Below are 19,489 nucleotides of genomic sequence, written 5' to 3'. Positions count from 1 at the left end.
CCCAGGGCCCCACTGACACCTCCGCAGGGCCCCAATGACCCCCGCGGAGCCTCGGTGTCCGTGACGAGTCCGGACCGTGACCGCATCGGGACCGGATCCGCCCAACGTTCCGCCCACCTCCGGCGTCGAAGGAGCGTCCGTCATCACGACACCCTCGGGGGTACGCCGACATGCAGACGCGTGGCACCACATCCAGGCACCGATCCGTACGACCTGCCCAGACCCTGTCGGCGCTGCTGCTGGCCGCCGCCCTCGCCCTCGCGGGGTGCAGCGGCGTGAGGGGCGGCGCTTCGGACTCGGGTGCGGGCGACGGCGGCAGGGACGCCGCACAGAGCAACGAGAAGGGCGCCGCCGCGGTCGGCGACGCGGATGGCAAGGGCAGGAGCGAGCAGGCCACCGCGCCACCGAAGCTGAGCGCCACCCACATCATCCGTACCGCTTCCCTGACCGTGCAGGTCAAGGACGTACCCAAGGCTCTCGCCGAGGCCCGTACCGCCGTCGAGAACGCCGGCGGCATCGTCGGCAACGAGACCACCGACCGCGACTCCAAGGGCCGCGAGCACTCGCGGGTCGTCCTGCGGGTGCCCACGGACCGGTACGAGGAGGTGCTCGCGGACCTGGAGGGGTCCGGCAAGCTGATCCACCGGGCGGCGAAGGCGGAGGACGTCACGGACCAGGTCGTCGACGTGGAGAGCCGCATCAAGACGCAGCGCGCCAGCGTGATCCGGATCCGCGAGCTGATGGACCAGGCGACCAAGCTCAGCGATGTGGTCACGCTGGAAGGCGAGTTGAGCACCCGTCAGGCCGATCTGGAGTCCCTGCTGGCCCAGCAGGCGTCCCTGAAGGACCGTACGAGCCTTGCCACGATCACCCTGTCGCTGTCCGAGACGCCGGTGAAGGCGGCGGAGGACGAGGACCCGGGGCTGGCGGACGCGCTCTCGGGTGGCTGGAACGCGTTCGTCGCCACGTTCCGCTGGATCGCGATGGCCCTCGCCGCAGTACTCCCCTTCATGGTGGGCGCGGCGCTGCTCCTGCTGCTGTGGGTGCGTTTCCTGCGCCCCCGGCTGCCGCGCCGCCCGGCAACGGCGGGCGCGGGCGCGGGTACGGCGACTGCGGGCATGTCCCTGCCGGTCGCCCCGCCGGTGCCGGGAGAGGAGGGCCGGCAGGACTGAAATGCCGCACCCCCGTAGCGTGTTCGTATGAGCATGAGCCGTACGAGAGAACGCCTGGTGGTCGTCGGAGGGGACGCGGCGGGCATGGCCGCCGCGTCCCAGGCGCGCCGTATGAAGGGTCCCGACGAACTGGAGATCATCGCGTTCGAGCGCGGCCACTTCAGCTCGTACTCCGCATGCGGCATCCCGTACTGGGTGGGCGGCGACGTCGCGGACCGGGACCAGTTGATCGCGCGCAGCCCCGAGGAGCACCGGGAGCGCGGGATCGACCTGCGGATGCGTACGGAGGTGACGGCGCTGGATGTCGCGGCCGGCCGGGTCCGCGCCCGTGACCTGGAGTCCGGGGCCGAGGCGTGGACGTCGTACGACAAGCTCGTGATCGCGACGGGCGCCCGGCCGATCCGTCCGCCGCTGCCCGGCATCGACGCCCCGGGGGTGCACGGCGTGCAGACCCTCGACGACGGCCAGGCCCTGATCGACACGCTGGCCCGTACGTCCGGCCGGCGCGCGGTGGTGGTCGGCGCCGGCTACATCGGCGTGGAGATGGCCGAGGCGCTGGTGAACCGCGGGTACGAGGTGACGGTGGTCAACCGCGGCAAGGAGCCGATGTCCACGCTCGACCCCGACATGGGCCGGCTGGTGCACCAGGCCATGGAGGGCCTGGGCATCACGATGGTGAACGACGCCGAGGTCACCAAGATCCTCACCGGCGAGGACGGCCGGGTCCGCGCGGTCGCCACGGAGGACGCCGAGTACCCGGCGGACGTGGTGGTGCTCGGCATCGGCGTACGCCCGGAGACGACGCTCGCGCAGGCGGCAGGGCTGCCGCTGGGCGACCACGAGGGGCTGCTGACCGACCAGGCCATGCGCGTACGCGGCTACGAGAACATCTGGGCCGGCGGCGACTGCGTGGAGGTCCTCGACCTGGTCTCCGGTCGCGAACGGCATATCGCCCTGGGCACGCACGCCAACAAACACGGCCAGGTGATCGGCGCGAACGCCGGCGGCGGCTACGCCACGTTCCCCGGCGTCGTAGGCACGGCGGTCAGCAAGGTCTGCGACCTGGAGATCGCCCGCACCGGCCTCCGCGAGAAGGACGCACGCAGGGCAGGGCTCCAGTACGAGAAGGTCACCATCGAGTCCACCAGCCGCTCCGGGTACTACCCGGGCGCCGCCCCGATGACGGTGAAGATGCTCGCGGAACGACGCACCGGGCGCCTGCTGGGCGTCCAGATCGTAGGCCGCGAGGGCGCGGGCAAACGAGTGGACATCGCAGCGGTGGCCCTGACGGCAGGCATGACGGTAGAGCAGCTGACAGCTCTGGACCTGGGCTACGCGCCCCCGTTCTCCCCGGTCTGGGACCCGGTACAGGTGGCGGCACGCAAGGCGGTGGGGGCGGTGTTCGGCCGACGGTGACTGCCTGACTTGGGCTCAGTGCAGGCGCGCCCCGTAGGGGCGCGGGGCTGTGACACATGCGGCTCCGCCGCATGGGCGCGACCAGCCACAACAAGCCTGCAGCCGACAAACGACCTCTACAGCTTGGCCAATGCGAACCCACACCTGAAAACGCAACCAAAACCCAAGCGAACCCCCTGCTCAACCAGCGGAGCGTACGCGTGGCCCTCCGCGCCGGCCACGCGTACGCGCTCACGGCCCAGGGCGCCGAAGACGCCTGGGGGACGTCGGGCCCCGGAGCCAGAGGCCCGGGGCCCTGACGACGTCTCAGGCGCCCTGAGCCGCTCCGGGAGTGGTTCCGTTGATCTTCTCTATGGCCTGCCGGGCCTGTTCGCCAGGAGACCGCGGCAACGACGAGACCGGCGACACCTGCGGCGGCTGCGGCGCCGCCTGGGGCCGCGCATGCGAACCGGGCTGACGGCTGCGCAGCCGGTGGCTGGCCGCCTCGTCGAGGGTCACGGGACGCTGCATGCTCGCGGCAAGCCGACCCGCTTCCTGGCCGAGCGCGGCCACGTCCTCCCACGACAGTCTGAGCACGAGGGCTACTTCCGCCTCGCCGTCCGGCGTGGCGGTCATAGTCGGAGTGACTCGGTCGTTCATTGACCTGTTCCTCACGTGTTGCTGGGATCACGGCGGTTGCCGAAACATACGCAGACGCCCGCGCTCCCGTTCACACCCGTTCAGAGCGGCCCGGTCGCGGGCAGAAGTTCCTTGTGGTCATCCCCGTCCATGATGTGAACCCGGCACGCCGCACACCGTTCGTGACGTACGCGCTGATCGGCGCCAACGTCCTTGTCTTCCTGGCCACCCCGGGCGTGGCCGCCTCGCTGGTCGGCGAGAGCAGCCTCACGCAGCTGTGCCAGCTCCAGGCGTTCCTGGACCAGTGGGCGGCGGTGCCGCGCGAGATGCTCCACGACCGGACGCCGACCGTCGTGCCCACCGGCGATGTGGCCGTGGGCCCACAGGGTCCGGGCTGCGTGGTGGGTCCGCCCGACTACGACAAGTCGCCCCCGCTGTCGGTGCTCACCGCGATGTTCCTGCACGGCAGCTGGCTGCACCTGCTCGGCAACATGCTCTTCCTGCTGATCTTCGGCAACAACATCGAGGACCGCCTCGGCCACGTGCGCTACCTGCTGTTCTACGTGGTCTGCGGCTACGCGGCGGCGTATGCCTTCGCCCTCGTCAACGCCACCTCCGGCGACCCGCTGATCGGCGCGTCCGGTGCGATCGCCGGTGTCCTGGGCGCATACCTGGTTCTCTATCCGAAGGCCCGGGTCTGGGTCCTCGTACCGTTCCTGATCTTCCTGCCGCTGCGACTGCCCGCCTGGCTCGTACTGGGCTTCTGGTTCGGCCTCCAGGCGGTGTACTCGTCCGGCGCCGGCGTCTCCGAAGCAGGCACCGTCGCCTACCTGGCCCATGTGGCCGGCTTCGTGGCAGGCATGCTCCTCGCCTGGCCCCTGCGCCCGGGCACCCCGCCGCCACCGGAGCCGCGCGGCCTGCTGTGGGGCAGGCAGGCCCGGCCGCGGCAGACCTGGAGACCTGGCTAGCGGGCGGTGCGTGTGTGGACGTACTCGACGAGCCGGGTCAGCGCGTCCGGTTCCGTGCTCGGCAGGACGCCATGGCCGAGGTTGAAGATGTGGCCCTCCAGGCCCGCGGCGGCGTCGAGGATCTCCTGCGTCTTGGTCTCGACGGCCTCGGTGGTGGAGAAGAGGACTGCCGGGTCGAGGTTGCCCTGCAGCGCCTTGCCCGGGCCGACGCGGCGCGCGGCCTCGTCGAGCGGGACGCGCCAGTCGACGCCGACGACGTCCGCGCCCGCCTCGCCCATCAGGCCCAGCAGTTCACCGGTGCCGACCCCGAAGTGGATGCGCGGGACGCCGTACGACTTCACTGCCTCGAAGACCTTCGTGGAGGCGGGCATGACGGAGCGCCGGTAGTCGGCCGGCGCCAGCGCGCCGACCCATGAGTCGAAGAGCTGCACGGCCGAGGCGCCCGCCTCGATCTGCACCTTCAGGAAGGCGGCCGTGATCTCCGCGAGCCGGTCGAGCAGTTCGGCCCACAGCTGCGGGTCGCCGTACATGAGCGCCTTGGTGTGCTCGTGGTTGCGGGACGGGCCGCCCTCCACGAGGTAGCTGGCGAGCGTGAACGGCGCGCCGGCGAAGCCGATGAGCGGGGTCTCGCCGAGTTCGGCGGTGAGCAGACCGATGGCCTCGGTGACGTACGCGACGTCCTCGGGCGTCAGGTCGCGCAGCTGCGCGAGGTCCGCGCGGGAGCGGATCGGCTTCTCGACGACCGGGCCGACGCCCGGCTTGATGTCGAGGTCGACACCGATGGCCTTGAGGGGGACGACGATGTCGCTGAAGTAGATCGCCGCGTCCACGTTGTGCCTGCGCACCGGTTGGAGCGTGATCTCGGCGACGAGCTCGGGCCGCATGCACGACTCGAGCATGGGGATGCCCTCGCGCACCTTGCGGTACTCGGGCAGCGACCGCCCGGCCTGCCGCATGAACCACACCGGTGTATGCGGCACGCTCTCGCGCCTGCACGCCTTCATGAAGGCGGATTCGTACGTGGCTGTCGGCTGGCCCGTCGGGCGGTCATTGGCACTCACGCCGAAAGTCTCGCACGCCGTACGGACAGAAAGCCTCGGGGGGCAGCGAGCGCCCCATAGGGGCGCGGGGCGCGGGGCTGTATCGATTTGCGGCTCCGCCGTGTGCGCGCGAGCAACCCACGACAACCCGCACCCGCCACACGCCCGAACCACCCCCGACGAACCCGCCCACCCCCACACCCAGTCACGCCCACAAACCCAACGAAACCGAACCGTTCCCCGCCCAACCGCCGGAGGCACGGGTGTCTCTCCCTGCACGAAGGCGCCGTTCCCCTTAATCTTCCCCGCATGGCTGCGGCTCAAGGACGACTGTCGGACGGCGCTGGCGGAATGGACGACGCAAAGGAAGCCAGGGACGACAAGGAAGCAGTACAGGGTGCGGACGCGACTCCGCTGCCCTTCCGCACGGCCGTCGACGCGCTCGGCACGGCACGGCTGCGGCCGGAGATCGAGATCGACCCGACCAAGCCGCCGCAGCGGCTCGCCCCGTTCGCGTACGCGCTGGAGGCCGCGGTCGTCGACGGCGACGAGGATCTGGCGGACGGCCGGCTCATCCTCCTCCACGACCCCGCCGGGCATGAGGCCTGGCAGGGGTCGTTCCGTCTGGTCACGCTCGTACGCGCGGAACTGGAACCGGAGATCGCCGCCGACCCGCTGTTCCCCGACGTCTGCTGGTCCTGGCTGACCGGCGCCCTCCAGGCCCGCGGCCTGTCGTACGGCGAACCCAGCGGCACCGTCACCCGCGCCAGCTCCCACTACTTCGGCGGCCTGTCGGAACGCCGCCCCGCCTCCCAGATCGAGATCCGCGCCTCCTGGACCCCCCGCGAGGGCCTGGGCGGCGTCCCGGACACGGCCTCCCATCTCGCCGCCTGGTGCGACCTGCTGAGCCAGATCGCCGGCCTGCCCCCGGCGACTCCGGGTGACCCATCGGTCGTGACGCTCCCTCAGCGACGCGGCCCCCAGGCCCGCTGAGCCCAACCCCGCTCCGCCCGATCACCCCTGATCGCCTCTTCTGATCAGCCCCTTCGGGTTTGCCGCCCGGCCCCTCACCCACAAGCAGCAATCTCTTTGTCGATACGACCACTTTCAGCCGCGCAACGAAGCGGAGTGGACTCGTTCGATCTTCGGGTGATCGACCATCCGTCCGAATTGCACGGATTGTTACTCACCAAATCGTGATCATTCTCTAAAGGCAGACACGTTTGATGCCGAAGACCTCTGTGACCTTGAAAGCACGGTTCCCCCCGGTTCCCTCCCCAGAGCCGGCCCCGTCCCACACCCCCCACCCCCAGGAGGCCTGGTGTCCGTTCTCCTCGAGCAGCCCGCAAGCCTGGTCGCCTACCGCCCGAACAAGCCCACCGCGATGGTGGTCGTGGCCGACCAGCGCGTGCGCTCCACCGTCACCCGCCACCTGTGGGCCCTCGGAGTACGCGATGTGATCGAGGCCTCGTCCGTCGCGGAGGCTCGTCCTCGCATCGGCAACCCCCGTGACATCTGCGTCGCGGAAGTCCATCTGCCGGATGGCTCCGGCCTCACCCTCCTCTCCGAAACCCGAGCCGCGGGCTGGCCCAACGGCCTCGCCCTCTCCGCCGCCGACGACATCGGCGCCGTACGCAACGCCCTGGCGGGTGGCGTAAAGGGATACGTCGTCACCGGTACGCGTACGAACATCGGCCTCCCCACCCGCCCCGGCGTCGCCCCCATCGGCTCGGCCGCCGCCGCCCGTATGCACCGCCGCCCCCCGGGTGCCCCGAGCCACCCGGGCGGCTACCGCGAACTGTCCGGCCGCGAGGTCGAGGTGCTCCGGCTGGTGGCGGAGGGCCAGTCGAACAAGGCCATCGGCGTCTCGATGGGTCTTTCCGCCCTGACCGTCAAGAGCCACCTCGCCCGTATCGCCCGCAAGCTCGGCACGGGCGACCGCGCCGGCATGGTGGCGGTGGCCCTGCGCACCGGCATCATCCACTGACCCGACTGCTGTACACATACCAGACGCCCGTCGACGGAACGTTCCGTCGACGGGCGTTGTACATCTCACGACGACGTCGCCCCTTGGGCGATCAGCGGCGTCGCAGTGACGGGTCGAGCAGCGCGGGCGGAGTGTCGTACTTCTCGTGCGGGGCCAGGTCGGTGCCGGGGGCGACGATGGTGTCGATCGCGTCGAGCACGTCGGCGGAGAGCACGGTGTCTGCGGCGGCGAGCTGCGCGTGCAGGTGGTCGAGCGTGCGGGGGCCGATGAGCGCGCCGGTCACGGCCGGGTGCGCGGTCACGAAACCGAGTGCGAGCTGGATCATGGTCAGGCCGGCCTCGTCGGCGACCTTCGCCAGCTGCTCGACCGCGTCGAGCCTGGCCCGGTTGGCGGGGATGCCGGTGTCGAAGCGGTCGGGCATGAACGTCGAGCGGCTGGTGGTGATGTCCCGGCCCTCGCGGATCGCGCCCGACAGCCAGCCCGAGGCCAGCGGGCTCCACACCAGCACACCGAGCCCGTACTCCTCGGTCACGGGCAGTACGTGGGTCTCGATGCCGCGCTGGAGGATCGAGTAGCTGGGCTGTTCGGTGACGTAACGGCTCAGGTGATGCTCGCGGGCGGCCCACTGCGCCTGCACGATGCGGTAGGCGGGGAAGGTCGAGGAACCGAAGTAGCGGATCTTCCCCGCGCGCTGCAGGTCGGTCAGGGCCGACAGGGTCTCCTCGTCGGTGGTGCTCGGGTCCCAGCGGTGGATCTGGAAGAGATCGACGTGGTCGACGCCGAGGCGGCGCAGGCTGTTGTCCAGCGCGGTGACCAGCCAGCGGCGCGAGCTGCCCCGGTGGTTGCGCTCGTCGCCCATCGGCATGGTCGCCTTCGTGGCCAGCACGATGTCGTCGCGGCGGCCGGCGATGGCCTTGCCGACCATCTCTTCGGATTCGCCGTCGCTGTACATGTCGGCGGTGTCGATGAGGTTGATCCCGCCTTCGAGTGCGGCGTCGACGAGGGCGGTGGACTCGTCCTGGGTAGTGCGGCCGATCTTGCCGAAGTTCATCGCGCCGAGCGCGAGGGAGCTGACCTGCACACCGGTGCGGCCCAAGGTGCGGTACTGCATGACCGTGTTCCTCCATGGCTCTGGCATCATAAGTAAACGGAACGGCGTTCCGTAACGACAGGAACGATACGGAACATTGTTCCGTTTGACAAGCTCGGCATGCACGGCAGGCACGCCATGCACGGCAGTGGAGGGAGCGGCGCGGTGAACGACAGCGACGAGGGCTCGGGGCACAAGGCGGCCCAGCCCAGGCGGAAGGACGCCCGGCGCAACAAGGAAGCCCTGCTCGACGCGGCAGCCTCCGTCTTCGTCACGTCGGGCGTGGAGGCGCCCGTACGCGACATCGCAGCCAAAGCCGGCGTCGGCCTCGGCACGATCTACCGCCACTTCCCGACGCGGGCGGATCTCATCCTCGCCGTCTACCGGCACCAGGTCGACGCCTGCGCCGAGGCTGGTCCGGCCCTGCTCGCGACGAGTGCGACTCCGCACGCCGCGCTGGGCCAGTGGATCAACCAGTTCGTCGACTTCCTGGTCACCAAGCACGGACTCGCCGCCGTGCTGCAGTCCGACAACGCCGGCTTCGAGGCGCTGCACGCCTACTTCCTCGACCGCCTCGTGCCCGTCTGCACCGGGCTGCTCGAAGCAGCGGCCGAAGCCGGCGAGATCCGCTCCGACCTGGAGGCCTACGAGCTCATGCGCGGCGTCGGGAACCTCTGCATCGGCGCGGACAGCGACCCCGACTACGACGCACGCCGGCTGGTCGAGCTCCTCATCGCGGGACTGCGCCACACGGAGACCGATTCTGGCCGGTCAGAGCCCGCGCCGATCGACAGTGCGGGTCAGGCGCGGGGCCGGGCAGATACGCTTGACATGTGACCGACGCCCAAGAGACCGCAGCAGACACATCACTGCGAACCACCGGAGGCGCCCCTCCGGACGACGGCGGATCCTCTGAAGCAGAGGTGCCGATTCCGTTGCTGGAGCCCCGGGACGGTATTCCGCCCGTGATCGCCGACGATGCGTCGCTCGCCGAGGTGATCGCCGCGTTCGCCGCGGGCAGCGGTCCCGTGGCCGTTGACGCCGAGCGTGCTTCCGGTTACCGGTACGGCCAGCGGGCGTATCTCGTGCAGTTGCGCCGCGAGGGTGCGGGCAGCGCGCTCATCGACCCCGTCGCGTGTCCGGATCTGTCGGGTCTCGGCGAGGCGCTGGCCGGTGTGGAGTGGGTACTGCACGCTGCCACGCAGGATCTGCCGTGTCTCCGCGAAATAGGCATGATCCCCAGCCGCCTCTTCGACACCGAGCTGGCCGGACGGCTCGCCGGGTTCCCGCGCGTCGGCCTCGGCGCGATGGTCGAGGGCGTCCTGGGCTTCGTACTCGAGAAGGGGCACTCCGCGGTCGACTGGTCGACGCGTCCGCTGCCCGAGCCGTGGCTGCGTTACGCCGCGCTCGACGTGGAGCTGCTCGTGGACCTCAGGGACGCGCTGGAGAAGGAGCTCGACCGGCAGGGCAAGCTGGAGTGGGCCCGGCAGGAGTTCGACGCGATCGCCTCGGCGCCCGCACCCGAGCCGCGCAAGGATCCGTGGCGGCGTACGTCCGGAATGCACAAGGTGCGCCGACGGCGGCAGATGGCGGTCGTACGGGAGTTGTGGCAGGCCAGGGACAAGGTCGCGCGGCGCCGTGACATCTCGCCGGGCAAGGTGCTCGGCGACGCGGCGATCGTCGAGGCCGCCCTTGCCCTGCCGGCCAATGTGCAGGCCCTCGCCGCACTGAACGGCTTCGGGCACCGCATGGGCAGGCGTCAGCTGGAGCAGTGGCAGTCGGCCGTGGACCGCGCGAAGGCGCTGCCGGACCATGAACTGCCGCAGCCAGGACAGCCGGTGACCGGGCCTCCGCCGCCGCGCGCCTGGGCCGAGAAGGACCCGGTGGCCGCGGCCCGGCTGGTCGCAGCACGGGCGGCGGTGTCGGCGCTGGCGGAGACCCTGACCATGCCTCAGGAGAACCTGATCACCCCGGACACGGTGCGCCGCTTGTGCTGGGAGCCGCCTGCCGAAGTGAACGCCGAGTCCGTCGCGGCCGCGCTCGCCGGGTACGGGGCGCGGCCGTGGCAGGTCGAGCAGGTGACCCCGGTCCTGCTGCCGGCGCTCACTTCGTCGCGCCCCGAGTCGAGCGAGTGAAGCCGTTGCGGATTTGACTTGCTCTTCCTCCTGAAGGAGGGAGACTCTGGCCTGCTCGCTCGGTGCTGTGCCGCTACGCGGCTTGGGCATCGGGCGGGCTTCCTTGAGCGCTTCAACTCCCTCAAAGGACGCCTCCTCCCGGCGCCTGCGCCCCGAAGCAACAGAACCAGCCAACTTGACCGGCCGATGCCGCACGAGCTGCCCCGTACTGCAGACCACATATCGCGTCACCGGAACCCCGGATGAGCTGACTGCCGTATGAACAGTGCGGGTGCGTTGTGGCTGATCGCGCCCCGCGGCGGAGCCGCAAATCGACACAGCCCCGCGCCCCTCACGGGGGCGTGTTCACCCTGACGCGTAAAAGTAGCCGTGTGACCTTCACCGCTCCCGTGTCTTGGACTGGGCAGCACGGTTACCCGCAAGTAGCATGGGGGTGAGCGCGCGCTCAGGCGTGTGTGCCGCGCAGCAGTGCCTACCCCGCATCTGGAGGAGAGCCATCGTGCCTCGTACCGTCAGGGACGTCGTCTTTGTCGACGGCGTCCGTACACCGTTCGGCAAGGCGGGCCCGAAGGGCATCTACCACGAGACCCGTGCCGACGACCTCGTCGTGAAGGCGATCCGGGAGCTGCTGCGCCGCAACCCCGGTCTCGACCCGAAGAAGGTCGACGAGGTCGCCATCGCCGCGACCACGCAGATCGGCGACCAGGGCCTCACCATCGGCCGCACGGCGGGCATCCTGGCCGGGCTGCCGCAGTCCGTCCCCGGTTACTCGATCGACCGTATGTGTGCCGGTGCCCTGACCGCCGTCACCACGACCGCGGGCTCCATCGCCTTCGGCGCCTACGACGCCGTCATCGCCGGTGGTGTCGAGCACATGGGCCGCCACCCGATGGGTGAGGGCGTGGACCCGAACCCGCGGTTCGTGAGCGAGAAGCTGGTCGACGAGTCGGCCCTTTTCATGGGCATGACCGCGGAGAACCTGCACGACCGCTACCCGCACATCACCAAGCAGCGCGCCGACGAGTACGCCGTGCGCTCGCAGGAGAAGGCTGCGAAGGCGTACGCGAACGGCAAGATCCAGGCCGACCTGGTGCCGATCTCCGTGCGCCGGACCAATGAGGAGGCGGGTGAGACGGGCTGGGGCCTGGTCACCGCCGACGAGCCGATGCGTCCGGGGACCACCCTGGAGAACCTGGCCGGTCTGAAGACGCCGTTCCGTGTGCACGGCCGGGTCACGGCCGGTAACGCGGCAGGTCTGAACGACGGCGCCACCGCCTCGATCATCGCGTCCGAGGACTTCGCCCGCGAGAACAACCTGCCGGTCAAGATGCGCCTGGTCTCGTACGCCTTCGCGGGTGTCGAGCCCGAGGTGATGGGTTACGGCCCGATCCCGGCGACCGAGAAGGCCCTCGCCAAGGCGGGCCTGTCGATCGAGGACATCAACCTCTTCGAGATCAACGAGGCCTTCGCCGTCCAGGTCCTGGCCTTCCTGGACCACTACGGCATCGCGGACGACAACGCGCGCGTCAACCAGTACGGCGGCGCCATCGCGTACGGCCACCCGCTGGCCTCCTCCGGCGTCCGCCTGATGACGCAGCTGGCCCGGCAGTTCGAGGAGCAGCCGCACGTCCGCTACGGCCTGACCACCATGTGCGTCGGCTTCGGCATGGGCGCGACGGTCATCTGGGAGAACCCGAACTTCGAGGGGGACAAGTGAGCACCACCGCTGAGCTTTTGAAGGGCGCGGCCGAGCTGTTCCCCGACGAGGTCGTCACGCAGGCGCACGTACGCCACTTCGACCTGCCCGCAGGCGCGGGCCGTTTCGCGCTCATCACGCTGGACAACGGCCTGGACCACACCAAGCCCACCACTTTCGGACCGCAGTCGCTGGCGAACCTGGACACCGCCATCGACCAGGTCGAGCGGGAGGCCACGGCCGGCGAGATCGTCGGTGTCGGCATCACCGGCAAGCCGTTCATCTTCGCGGTCGGCGCCGACCTCAAGGGCGTCGAGCTGCTCAAGAAGCACGAGGACGCGCTGGCCATCGGCAAGGGCGGCCACGAGGTCTTCAAGCGCCTGGCCGCGCTGGCGGTCCCGACCTTCGCGTACTACAACGGCGCGGCGATGGGCGGCGGCGTCGAGGTCGGCCTGCACTGCCAGTACCGCACGGTGTCGAAGGCGCTCCCGGCGTTCTCGCTGCCCGAGGTCTTCCTGGGCCTGGTCCCCGGCTGGGGCGGCTGCACGCTGCTGCCGAACCTCATCGGCGCGGACAAGGCCGTCTCGGTGATCATCGAGAACTCGCTCAACCAGAACAAGCAGCTCAAGGGCCAGCAGGTCTACGACCTCGGCATCGCGGACGCGATCTTCGAGGACGCGGACTTCCTGGAGCAGTCGCTGCTGTGGACGGCCTCCGTCCTCAAGGGCGAGATCGTCGTGGACCGTCCGGTGATCGACCGCGGCGAGGCCTGGGACCAGGCTGTCGCCAAGGGCCGCTTCATCGCGGACGGCAAGGTGCACGGTGCGGCTCCGGCCGCGTACCGCGCGCTGGACATCATCGCCGCGGCCAAGAACGGCGACCTCCAGCAGGGGTACGACGCCGAGGACGTGGCCCTCGCCGACCTGATCATGGGCGGCGAACTGCGCGCCGGTATCTACGCGTTCAACCTCGTCCAGAAGCGCGGCAAGCGCCCGGCCGGCGCCCCGGACAAGAACCTGGCGCGTCCGGTCACCAAGGTGGGCGTCGTGGGCGCGGGCCTCATGGCCTCGCAGCTCGCCCTGCTGTTCCTGCGCCGCCTGGAGGTGCCGGTCGTGCTGACCGACATCGACCAGGAGCGCATCGACAAGGGCGTCGGTTACGTCCACGCCGAGATCGACAAGCTGCTCGGCAAGGGCCGTATCAACCAGGACAAGGCCAACCGCCTGAAGGCCCTGGTCACCGGTGTCCTCGACAAGGCCGAGGGCTTCTCGGACGCGGACTTCGTCATCGAGGCCGTCTTCGAGGAGATCGGCGTCAAGCAGCAGGTGTTCGCGGAGGTCGAGGCGGTCGCTCCGGCGCACGCGATCCTCGCCACCAACACCTCCTCGCTGTCCGTGTCGGAGATGGCGTCGAAGCTCAAGAACCCCGAGCGGGTCGTGGGCTTCCACTTCTTCAACCCGGTCGCGGTCCTGCCGCTCCTGGAGATCGTGCGCGGCGAGCAGACGGACGACGCCTCGCTGGCCACGGCATTCGCCGTCGCCAAGAAGCTGAAGAAGACGGCGGTTCTGGTCAAGGACGCCCCGGCGTTCGTCGTGAACCGCATCCTCACCCGCTTCATGGGCGAGATCCAGAACGTCATCGACGAAGGCACCCCGGTCGAGGTGGCCGAGAAGGCCGTCGAGCCGCTCGGTCTGCCGATGTCACCGCTGGTCCTCCTTGAGCTGGTCGGCCCGGCGATCGGCCTGCACGTCTCCGAGACGCTCAACAAGGCGTTCCCGGACCGCTTCACGGTCTCCCCGAACCTCAAGGCGGTCGTCGAGGCGGGCAAGCGCGGCTTCTACGTGTACGACTCCGGGAAGCCGGAGCTGGACCCGGAGGTCGCCGCGCTGCTGAAGCAGGGCGACACCGTCCTGACGGAGGACCAGGTCCGCGCCCGTGTCCTGGACGCGGTGGCCCAGGAGATCGGCCTGATGCTCGACGAGGGCGTCGTCGCCGAGGCCCAGGACATCGACCTGTGCCTGATCACGGGCGCCGGCTGGCCCTTCCACCTGGGCGGCATCACCCCGTACCTGGACCGCGAGGGCGTCTCCGAGCGCGTGAACGGGAAGCCGTTCCTGGAGCCTGGCGTGGCAAGCGTTCCCGCGTAAGGCACGGACGAGACCCGTACGAGCTCGTACGACACTGATGCCCGGCCCACCAACTGGTGTGCCGGGCATCGGCGTTACCGCCCGGCGTTACTGCGGGACGATGGGACGCCACGCCTCCAGCGCCAGCCCCGGTTCGGCCTTCCTGCGGGTCATCAGCAACTCCCCCTTGGCCCCCTTGGCCGGCTGGAGCGTTGCCGCCACGAGGTCGCCCTGGTGGTCCTTGCTCAGCGATACCTGGGTGTCCGGGGGGAGTTGGGGGCCCGACTCGGTCCACCAGGCGCCCGCGGACTCCTGCTCGGTCGGGTAGGCGGCGAAGGCGACGCGGCCGCTTCTGGACCGTTGGGCGAGGAGGGTGCAGTCGACTCCGTCGAGGGTGAAGCGTATGGCGGAGACGGGTCCGGGGCCTGCGCAGGGCAGGAGCGCGATGGGCTCGGCGCCGGGGCGCCAGGCGCACAGGGTGTCCGACTCGTCCGTGAAGAAGAGGGTCACGTGCTCTTCGGAGGTGGCGAGGGCAAGCAGCGTGCCGGGGCGGGCCGACGCCTTGAGGGGCTCGTCGTCGAGCGCGGGTATGTGGCCGGGACCCGCCTGCGTCCAGCGCAGGATCCCTGCCGGCGAGGTCGCGTACAGCTCGACGCGGCCCGACAACCTTGTCACGGCGGCCAGTTCGCCCTCCACCTCGCGGCCCTTCAGGTCACGCCAGGGGCCCCAGCCTCCGCGCTCCTTCTGGCCGCGCATACTGACGCCGCCGCCCGCGTTGGGCACGAAGACATGGGCGCGGCCCTCCGCGTCGACCGCGACGGCCGGAACGCCGGTCTGCGCACCCGCCTTGTTGGGGTGCCCGAGCCGGTTCCAGTCGAGGGCGGCGAGATGCGGGCGGAAGTGCGTGGTGTGGACGAGTCCCGCCTCCTGCGGGCCGGTGGGACGCCAGGCCACCAGGTGGGCGTAACCGTCGGTTCCCTGGCCCACGGCGAGCACGGGATGCAGACGCTGGTCGCCGCCCACCGTACGGGGCGCGATCCACGAACCGCCCGGGGTTCGCTGAGCCCAGCACCACACCGCCTCGTCCCGCGGAGCGTAAGCGCTGAGCCGACCGTCCCGGCCGCGTATGAGCCAGGAACCGTTCACTGTACGGACCATCGACACTCCCCCACTCTAGTCGGGCCCCCAGGACCGCCCCGTGCGACCCTGGCCTCATGAGCGCCCCTCTCCTCATGATCGTCGACGCCGCCAATGTGGTCGGTTCGGTCCCCGACGGTTGGTGGCGGGACCGCCGCGGAGCGGCCGCGCGGCTACGGGACATGCTGGTGCCGTACGCCGACGACGGGGTGCCCGGCTTCCCGGGGCCCCTGGAGATGGTGCTCGTGGTCGAGGGAGCCGCCCGCGGGCTGTCATCCGTTGCGGGCGTACGGGTCGACTCGGCGCCCGGCAGCGGCGACGACCGCATCGTGGAGCTGGCCGCCGAGGCTGCGGGGCGCCGCTGTCTGGTGGTCACGGCCGACCGCGAACTGCGGGACAGAGTGGGCGCGTTGGGGGCGGAGGTCACCGGCCCGCGAACCGTCCGCCCCTGACCCGCCGTTCGCCGCCGGGCACGTCTGCGGCAGGCGCTCTACGGAGTCTCGCCGCCCGGCGGCGGCTTGAGCACGTCGTCGACCGTGGTCTCCCTCTCCTTACCGAGGCGGCTGCGCGTACGGCCGTAGAAGAAGTAGACGAAGAAGCCGGCCGCCATCCAGATGCCGAACCGCACCCAGGTCTCGGCGGGCAGGTTCAGCATCAGCCACAGCGAGGCGCACACCGACAGGATCGGGATGAACGGCACCCACGGGGTGCGGAAGGCCCGGTGCAGGTCGGGGCGCGTCCTGCGGAGGATGAGCACGCCGATCGCGACGACCACGAACGCGAAGAGCGTGCCGATGTTGACCAGCGCGGCCAGTTCGTTCAGCGGGGTGAAGCCCGCGAGGATCGCGATGACCACGCCGAGCAGGATGGTCGGCCGGTGCGGGGTCTTGAACCGGGGGTGGACGCGCGAGAAGAAGCGGGGCAGCAGTCCGTCGCGGCTCATCGCGAAGAAGACACGGGTCTGGCCCAGGAGAAGGATCATGCAGACCGTCGTCAGGCCGACCGCGGCGCCGAAGCTGATGAAGCCCGCGTACCAGGGGTGCCCGGTGGCCTTGAACGCGTCGGCGAGCGGGGCGTCGACGGACAGTTGGCTGTAGTGCTGCATGCCGGTCACGACGATCGACACGGCGACGTACAGGGCCGTGCAGATGAAGAGGGAGCCGAGGATGCCGCGCGGCATGTCACGCTGCGGGTTCCTGGTCTCCTCTGCGGCCGTGGCCACGACGTCGAAGCCGATGAAGGCGAAGAAGACGACGGAGGCGGCGGTGAAGATGCCCATCACGCCGAAGTTGGAGGGCGCCCAGCCGAACATCAGCTGGATCAGCGGGGCTTGGAGGCTCTCCCCCGGCGGCACGTCCTGCGCCTTCGGGATGAACGGGTCGTAGTTGTCGCCCTTGATGAAGAAGGCGCCCGCGATGATCACGACGAGGACGACCGTCACCTTGATGGCGACGACGAGCGAGGTGATCCGCGCGGAAAGCTTCATGCCGAGGACGAGGATGCCGGTGAGCACCAGAACCAGGGCGGCGGCGAGGATGTCGAAGCCGAAGTCGCCGGCGCCCTCTCTGCTGCCCAGCGCCGCGGGCATCTCCCAGCCCGCGTTGTCCATGAGCGACTGGACATAGCCCGACCAGCCGACGGCGACCACCGCCGTGCCCAGCGCGAACTCCAGGACCAGGTCCCAGCCGATGATCCAGGCGGGCAGTTCACCGAGGGAGGCGTACGAGAAGGTGTAGGCGGAGCCCGCCACCGGGACGGTGGAGGCGAACTCTGCGTAACAGAGCGCGGCGAGCGCGCAGACGACGCCGGCCGCGGCGAAGGCCAGGGCGACGGAGGGGCCGGCGTTGTTCCTGGCCACCGTGCCGGTGAGGACGAAGATGCCGGTGCCGATGATGACACCGACGCCGAAGACGGTCAGATCCAGCGCGGACAAGGATTTCTTGAGCGCGTGCTCCGGCTCCTCGGTATCGAGGATGGACTGCTCGACCTTCTTGGTCCTGAAGAGTGTGCCGCTCACGGTCTTACCTCCCACGCTTGGCATCCTCGACATGATCGAGAGGGGGCGTGGTGCGTATGCCCCGGCGCGGGGGGTTTCACGCAAATGGGCCGGTTTCACCACCGTAACGGATGGGTGAGACCGGCCCATTCGGAGCCGTCATGTAGCCGTCAGTCGCGGGCCGGCTCCGCCGAGTCGATGCCGGCGGTCGTGCGCTCGGTGGGCCCGTCGAGCTTGGCGACCAGGCCGGTGACCTGGCGGGCGATGTCCGGGGCGGTCAGGCCGATCTCCGCCAGGACCTCCTTGCGGGAGGCGTGGTCGAGGAAACGCGGCGGGATGCCGAAGTCGCGCAGCGGGATGTCGACGCCCGCGTCGCGCAGGGCCTGCGCGATCGTCGAACCGACGCCGCCGACGCGGGAGTTGTCCTCGACGGTGACGACCACCCGGTGCTGCTCGGCGAGCGGGGCCATGGCCTCGTCGACGGGCTTGACCCAGCGCGGGTCGACGACGGTCGTGGAGATGCCCTGCTTGTCGAGCAGGCCGGCGATCTCCAGGCACATGGGCGCGAGCGCGCCGATGGAGACGAGGAGGACGTCCGGGGCGTCGGTGCCGGGCGCGCGCAGTACGTCCATGCCGCCGATGCGGCCCACGGCGGGTACGGCGGGACCCACCGCGCCCTTGGAGAAGCGGACCACGGTCGGCGCGTCGTCGACGTCGACGGCCTCGCGGAGCTGGGCGCGGACCTGGTCGGCGTCGCGGGGCGCGGCGAGCCTGAGGCCGGGTACGACCTGCAGGATCGACATGTCCCACATGCCGTTGTGGGAGGCGCCGTCGGTGCCGGTGATGCCGGCGCGGTCGAGGACGAAGGTGACACCGCACTTGTGCAGGGCCACGTCCATCAGGACCTGGTCGAAGGCACGGTTGAGGAACGTCGCGTACACGGCGAAGACGGGGTGCAGGCCACCGGTCGCCAGGCCTGCGGCGGAGACGGCGCCGTGCTGCTCGGCGATGCCGACGTCGTAGACGCGGTCGGGGTACGTCTTGGCGAACTTCTCGAGGCCGACCGGCTGGAGCATGGCGGCCGTGATCGCGACGATGTCCTCGCGCTCCTTGCCGAGCTTGACCATCTCCTCGCCGAAGACGGAGGTCCAGTCGGCGCCGGAGGAGGCGATCGGCAGGCCGGTGTCGGGGTGGATCTTGCCGACGGCGTGGAAGCGGTCGGCCTCGTCCTGGAGGGCGGGCTGGTAGCCGCGGCCCTTCTCGGTGAGGCAGTGCACGATGACCGGGCCGCCGAAGCGCTTGGCTCGGGCCAGCGCGGACTCCAGGGCCTCGATGTCGTGGCCGTCGATGGGGCCGACGTACTTCAGGCCGAGGTCCTCGAACATGCCCTGCGGGGCGATGAAGTCCTTGAGGCCCTTCTTGGCGCCGTGCAGGGTCTCGTAGAGGGGCCTGCCGACGACGGGCGTGCGCTCCAGCAGGTCCTTCCCCCGGGCCAGGAAGCGCTCGTAACCGTCCGTGGTGCGCAGAGTGGCGAGGTGGTTGGCGAGGCCGCCGATGGTGGGGGCGTATGAGCGCTCGTTGTCGTTGACGACGATGACCAGGGGGCGGTCCTTGGCGTCGGCGATGTTGTTGAGCGCCTCCCAGGCCATGCCGCCGGTGAGGGCGCCGTCGCCGATGACCGCGACGACGTGATCGTCCTTCTTCAGGACCTGGTTCGCCTTCGCCAGGCCGTCGGCCCAGCCGAGGACCGTGGAGGCGTGCGAGTTCTCGATGACGTCGTGCTCGGACTCGGCCTGCGACGGGTAGCCGGACAGGCCGCCCTTCATCTTCAGTCTGGAGAAGTCCTGACGGCCGGTGAGCAGTTTGTGGACGTAGGACTGGTGGCCCGTGTCCCACAGCACCTTGTCCTTCGGGGAGTCGAAGACACGGTGCAGAGCGATGGTGAGCTCGACGACGCCGAGGTTGGGGCCGAGGTGGCCGCCGGTCTTGGAGACCGCGTCGACGAGGAAGGTCCGGATCTCCTCGGCCAGCTGGTCCAGCTGCTCCAGACTGAGCCGGTCCAGATCGCGCGGTCCCGTGATACGGGTCAGCAGCGGCACCCGTGCCTC

At 70.2% G+C, this 19,489-nt stretch carries 16 protein-coding genes; 10 read left to right on the top strand and 6 right to left on the bottom strand.

Annotation, left to right across the window (positions count from 1 at the left end; genetic code table 11):
- Positions 1 to 170: 170 nt before the first annotated feature.
- Both ACGFNK_RS35980 and ACGFNK_RS35975 read left to right on the top strand, forming a co-directional pair.
- Positions 171 to 1,172 (top strand): DUF4349 domain-containing protein, encoded by a 1,002-nt coding sequence (locus ACGFNK_RS35980; RefSeq protein WP_393422793.1) that lies wholly within the window; start codon positions 171 to 173, stop codon positions 1,170 to 1,172.
- Positions 1,173 to 1,199: 27 nt separating this feature from the next.
- The gene (locus ACGFNK_RS35975; RefSeq protein WP_393422791.1) at positions 1,200 to 2,588 is read left to right on the top strand and encodes an FAD-dependent oxidoreductase; all 1,389 of its coding nucleotides are present in this window, start codon (positions 1,200 to 1,202) and stop codon (positions 2,586 to 2,588) included.
- Positions 2,589 to 2,894: 306 nt separating this feature from the next.
- Here ACGFNK_RS35975 and ACGFNK_RS35970 read toward each other — a convergent pair whose 3' ends face one another.
- Positions 2,895 to 3,227, bottom strand: a complete 333-nt coding sequence (locus ACGFNK_RS35970; RefSeq protein WP_386356010.1) for a hypothetical protein — start codon at positions 3,225 to 3,227, stop codon at positions 2,895 to 2,897.
- A 113-nt stretch (positions 3,228 to 3,340) separates the two neighbouring features.
- Here ACGFNK_RS35970 and ACGFNK_RS35965 point away from each other — a divergent pair, with 113 nt between their 5' ends.
- The gene (locus ACGFNK_RS35965; RefSeq protein WP_393422789.1) at positions 3,341 to 4,174 is read left to right on the top strand and encodes a rhomboid family intramembrane serine protease; all 834 of its coding nucleotides are present in this window, start codon (positions 3,341 to 3,343) and stop codon (positions 4,172 to 4,174) included.
- Here the strand turns inward: ACGFNK_RS35965 and hemE are convergent.
- The gene (gene hemE, locus ACGFNK_RS35960) at positions 4,171 to 5,235 is read right to left on the bottom strand and encodes a uroporphyrinogen decarboxylase (protein WP_386356004.1); all 1,065 of its coding nucleotides are present in this window, start codon (positions 5,233 to 5,235) and stop codon (positions 4,171 to 4,173) included. The genes ACGFNK_RS35965 and hemE overlap by 4 nt on opposite strands.
- Before the next feature lie 330 nt (positions 5,236 to 5,565).
- Here hemE and ACGFNK_RS35955 point away from each other — a divergent pair, with 330 nt between their 5' ends.
- Entirely contained in the window at positions 5,566 to 6,207 is a 642-nt protein-coding gene (locus ACGFNK_RS35955) for a DUF3000 domain-containing protein (RefSeq protein ID WP_393422786.1), read from the top strand.
- 328 nt (positions 6,208 to 6,535) lie between these two features.
- Positions 6,536 to 7,201 (top strand): LuxR C-terminal-related transcriptional regulator, encoded by a 666-nt coding sequence (locus ACGFNK_RS35950; protein WP_386355998.1) that lies wholly within the window; start codon positions 6,536 to 6,538, stop codon positions 7,199 to 7,201.
- Positions 7,202 to 7,292: 91 nt separating this feature from the next.
- Here the strand turns inward: ACGFNK_RS35950 and ACGFNK_RS35945 are convergent, their stop codons facing one another.
- A complete protein-coding gene (locus ACGFNK_RS35945) occupies positions 7,293 to 8,312 on the bottom strand; it encodes an aldo/keto reductase (protein ID WP_393422784.1) in 1,020 nt (339 codons plus the stop codon).
- 144 nt (positions 8,313 to 8,456) lie between these two features.
- Between ACGFNK_RS35945 and ACGFNK_RS35940 the strand changes: the two genes are divergently transcribed.
- From ACGFNK_RS35940 to ACGFNK_RS35925, 4 genes are all read left to right on the top strand, one after another.
- Positions 8,457 to 9,128, top strand: a complete 672-nt coding sequence (locus ACGFNK_RS35940) for a TetR/AcrR family transcriptional regulator (protein ID WP_393422782.1) — start codon at positions 8,457 to 8,459, stop codon at positions 9,126 to 9,128.
- Positions 9,125 to 10,426 carry an HRDC domain-containing protein gene (locus ACGFNK_RS35935; protein ID WP_386355992.1) on the top strand — a complete coding sequence of 434 codons (1,302 nt, stop codon included), beginning with the start codon at positions 9,125 to 9,127 and terminating at the stop codon, positions 10,424 to 10,426. Before ACGFNK_RS35940 ends, ACGFNK_RS35935 begins: the two co-directional genes overlap by 4 nt.
- 499 nt (positions 10,427 to 10,925) lie before the next feature.
- Positions 10,926 to 12,143, top strand: a complete 1,218-nt coding sequence (locus ACGFNK_RS35930) for a thiolase family protein (protein WP_393422779.1) — start codon at positions 10,926 to 10,928, stop codon at positions 12,141 to 12,143.
- Positions 12,140 to 14,269, top strand: coding sequence for a 3-hydroxyacyl-CoA dehydrogenase NAD-binding domain-containing protein (locus ACGFNK_RS35925; RefSeq protein ID WP_393422777.1), 2,130 nt, complete (start codon positions 12,140 to 12,142; stop codon positions 14,267 to 14,269). Before ACGFNK_RS35930 ends, ACGFNK_RS35925 begins: the two co-directional genes overlap by 4 nt.
- Positions 14,270 to 14,356: 87 nt before the next feature.
- Here ACGFNK_RS35925 and ACGFNK_RS35920 read toward each other — a convergent pair whose 3' ends face one another.
- Positions 14,357 to 15,394: a hypothetical protein gene (locus tag ACGFNK_RS35920; protein ID WP_393422992.1), complete on the bottom strand. Its 1,038-nt coding sequence runs from the start codon at positions 15,392 to 15,394 to the stop codon at positions 14,357 to 14,359.
- Between the two features lie 68 nt (positions 15,395 to 15,462).
- Between ACGFNK_RS35920 and ACGFNK_RS35915 the strand changes: the two genes are divergently transcribed.
- Entirely contained in the window at positions 15,463 to 15,837 is a 375-nt protein-coding gene (locus tag ACGFNK_RS35915; RefSeq protein ID WP_393422775.1) for an NTP pyrophosphohydrolase, read from the top strand.
- Positions 15,838 to 15,875: 38 nt separating this feature from the next.
- Here the strand turns inward: ACGFNK_RS35915 and ACGFNK_RS35910 are convergent, their stop codons facing one another.
- Both ACGFNK_RS35910 and dxs read right to left on the bottom strand, forming a co-directional pair.
- Positions 15,876 to 17,402 carry an amino acid permease gene (locus ACGFNK_RS35910; protein WP_393422773.1) on the bottom strand — a complete coding sequence of 509 codons (1,527 nt, stop codon included), beginning with the start codon at positions 17,400 to 17,402 and terminating at the stop codon, positions 15,876 to 15,878.
- Between the two features lie 149 nt (positions 17,403 to 17,551).
- A complete protein-coding gene (gene dxs, locus ACGFNK_RS35905) occupies positions 17,552 to 19,480 on the bottom strand; it encodes a 1-deoxy-D-xylulose-5-phosphate synthase (protein WP_386355978.1) in 1,929 nt (642 codons plus the stop codon).
- Between the last annotated feature and the right edge of the window lie 9 nt (positions 19,481 to 19,489).

Origin of the sequence: Streptomyces sp. NPDC048825 (assembly GCF_043198355.1) — a bacterium.
GTDB lineage: Bacteria > Actinomycetota > Actinomycetes > Streptomycetales > Streptomycetaceae > Streptomyces > Streptomyces xiangluensis.
Note: the sequence above shows the minus strand (reverse complement) of the source record. Positions and strands in the feature narration are given on the sequence as shown.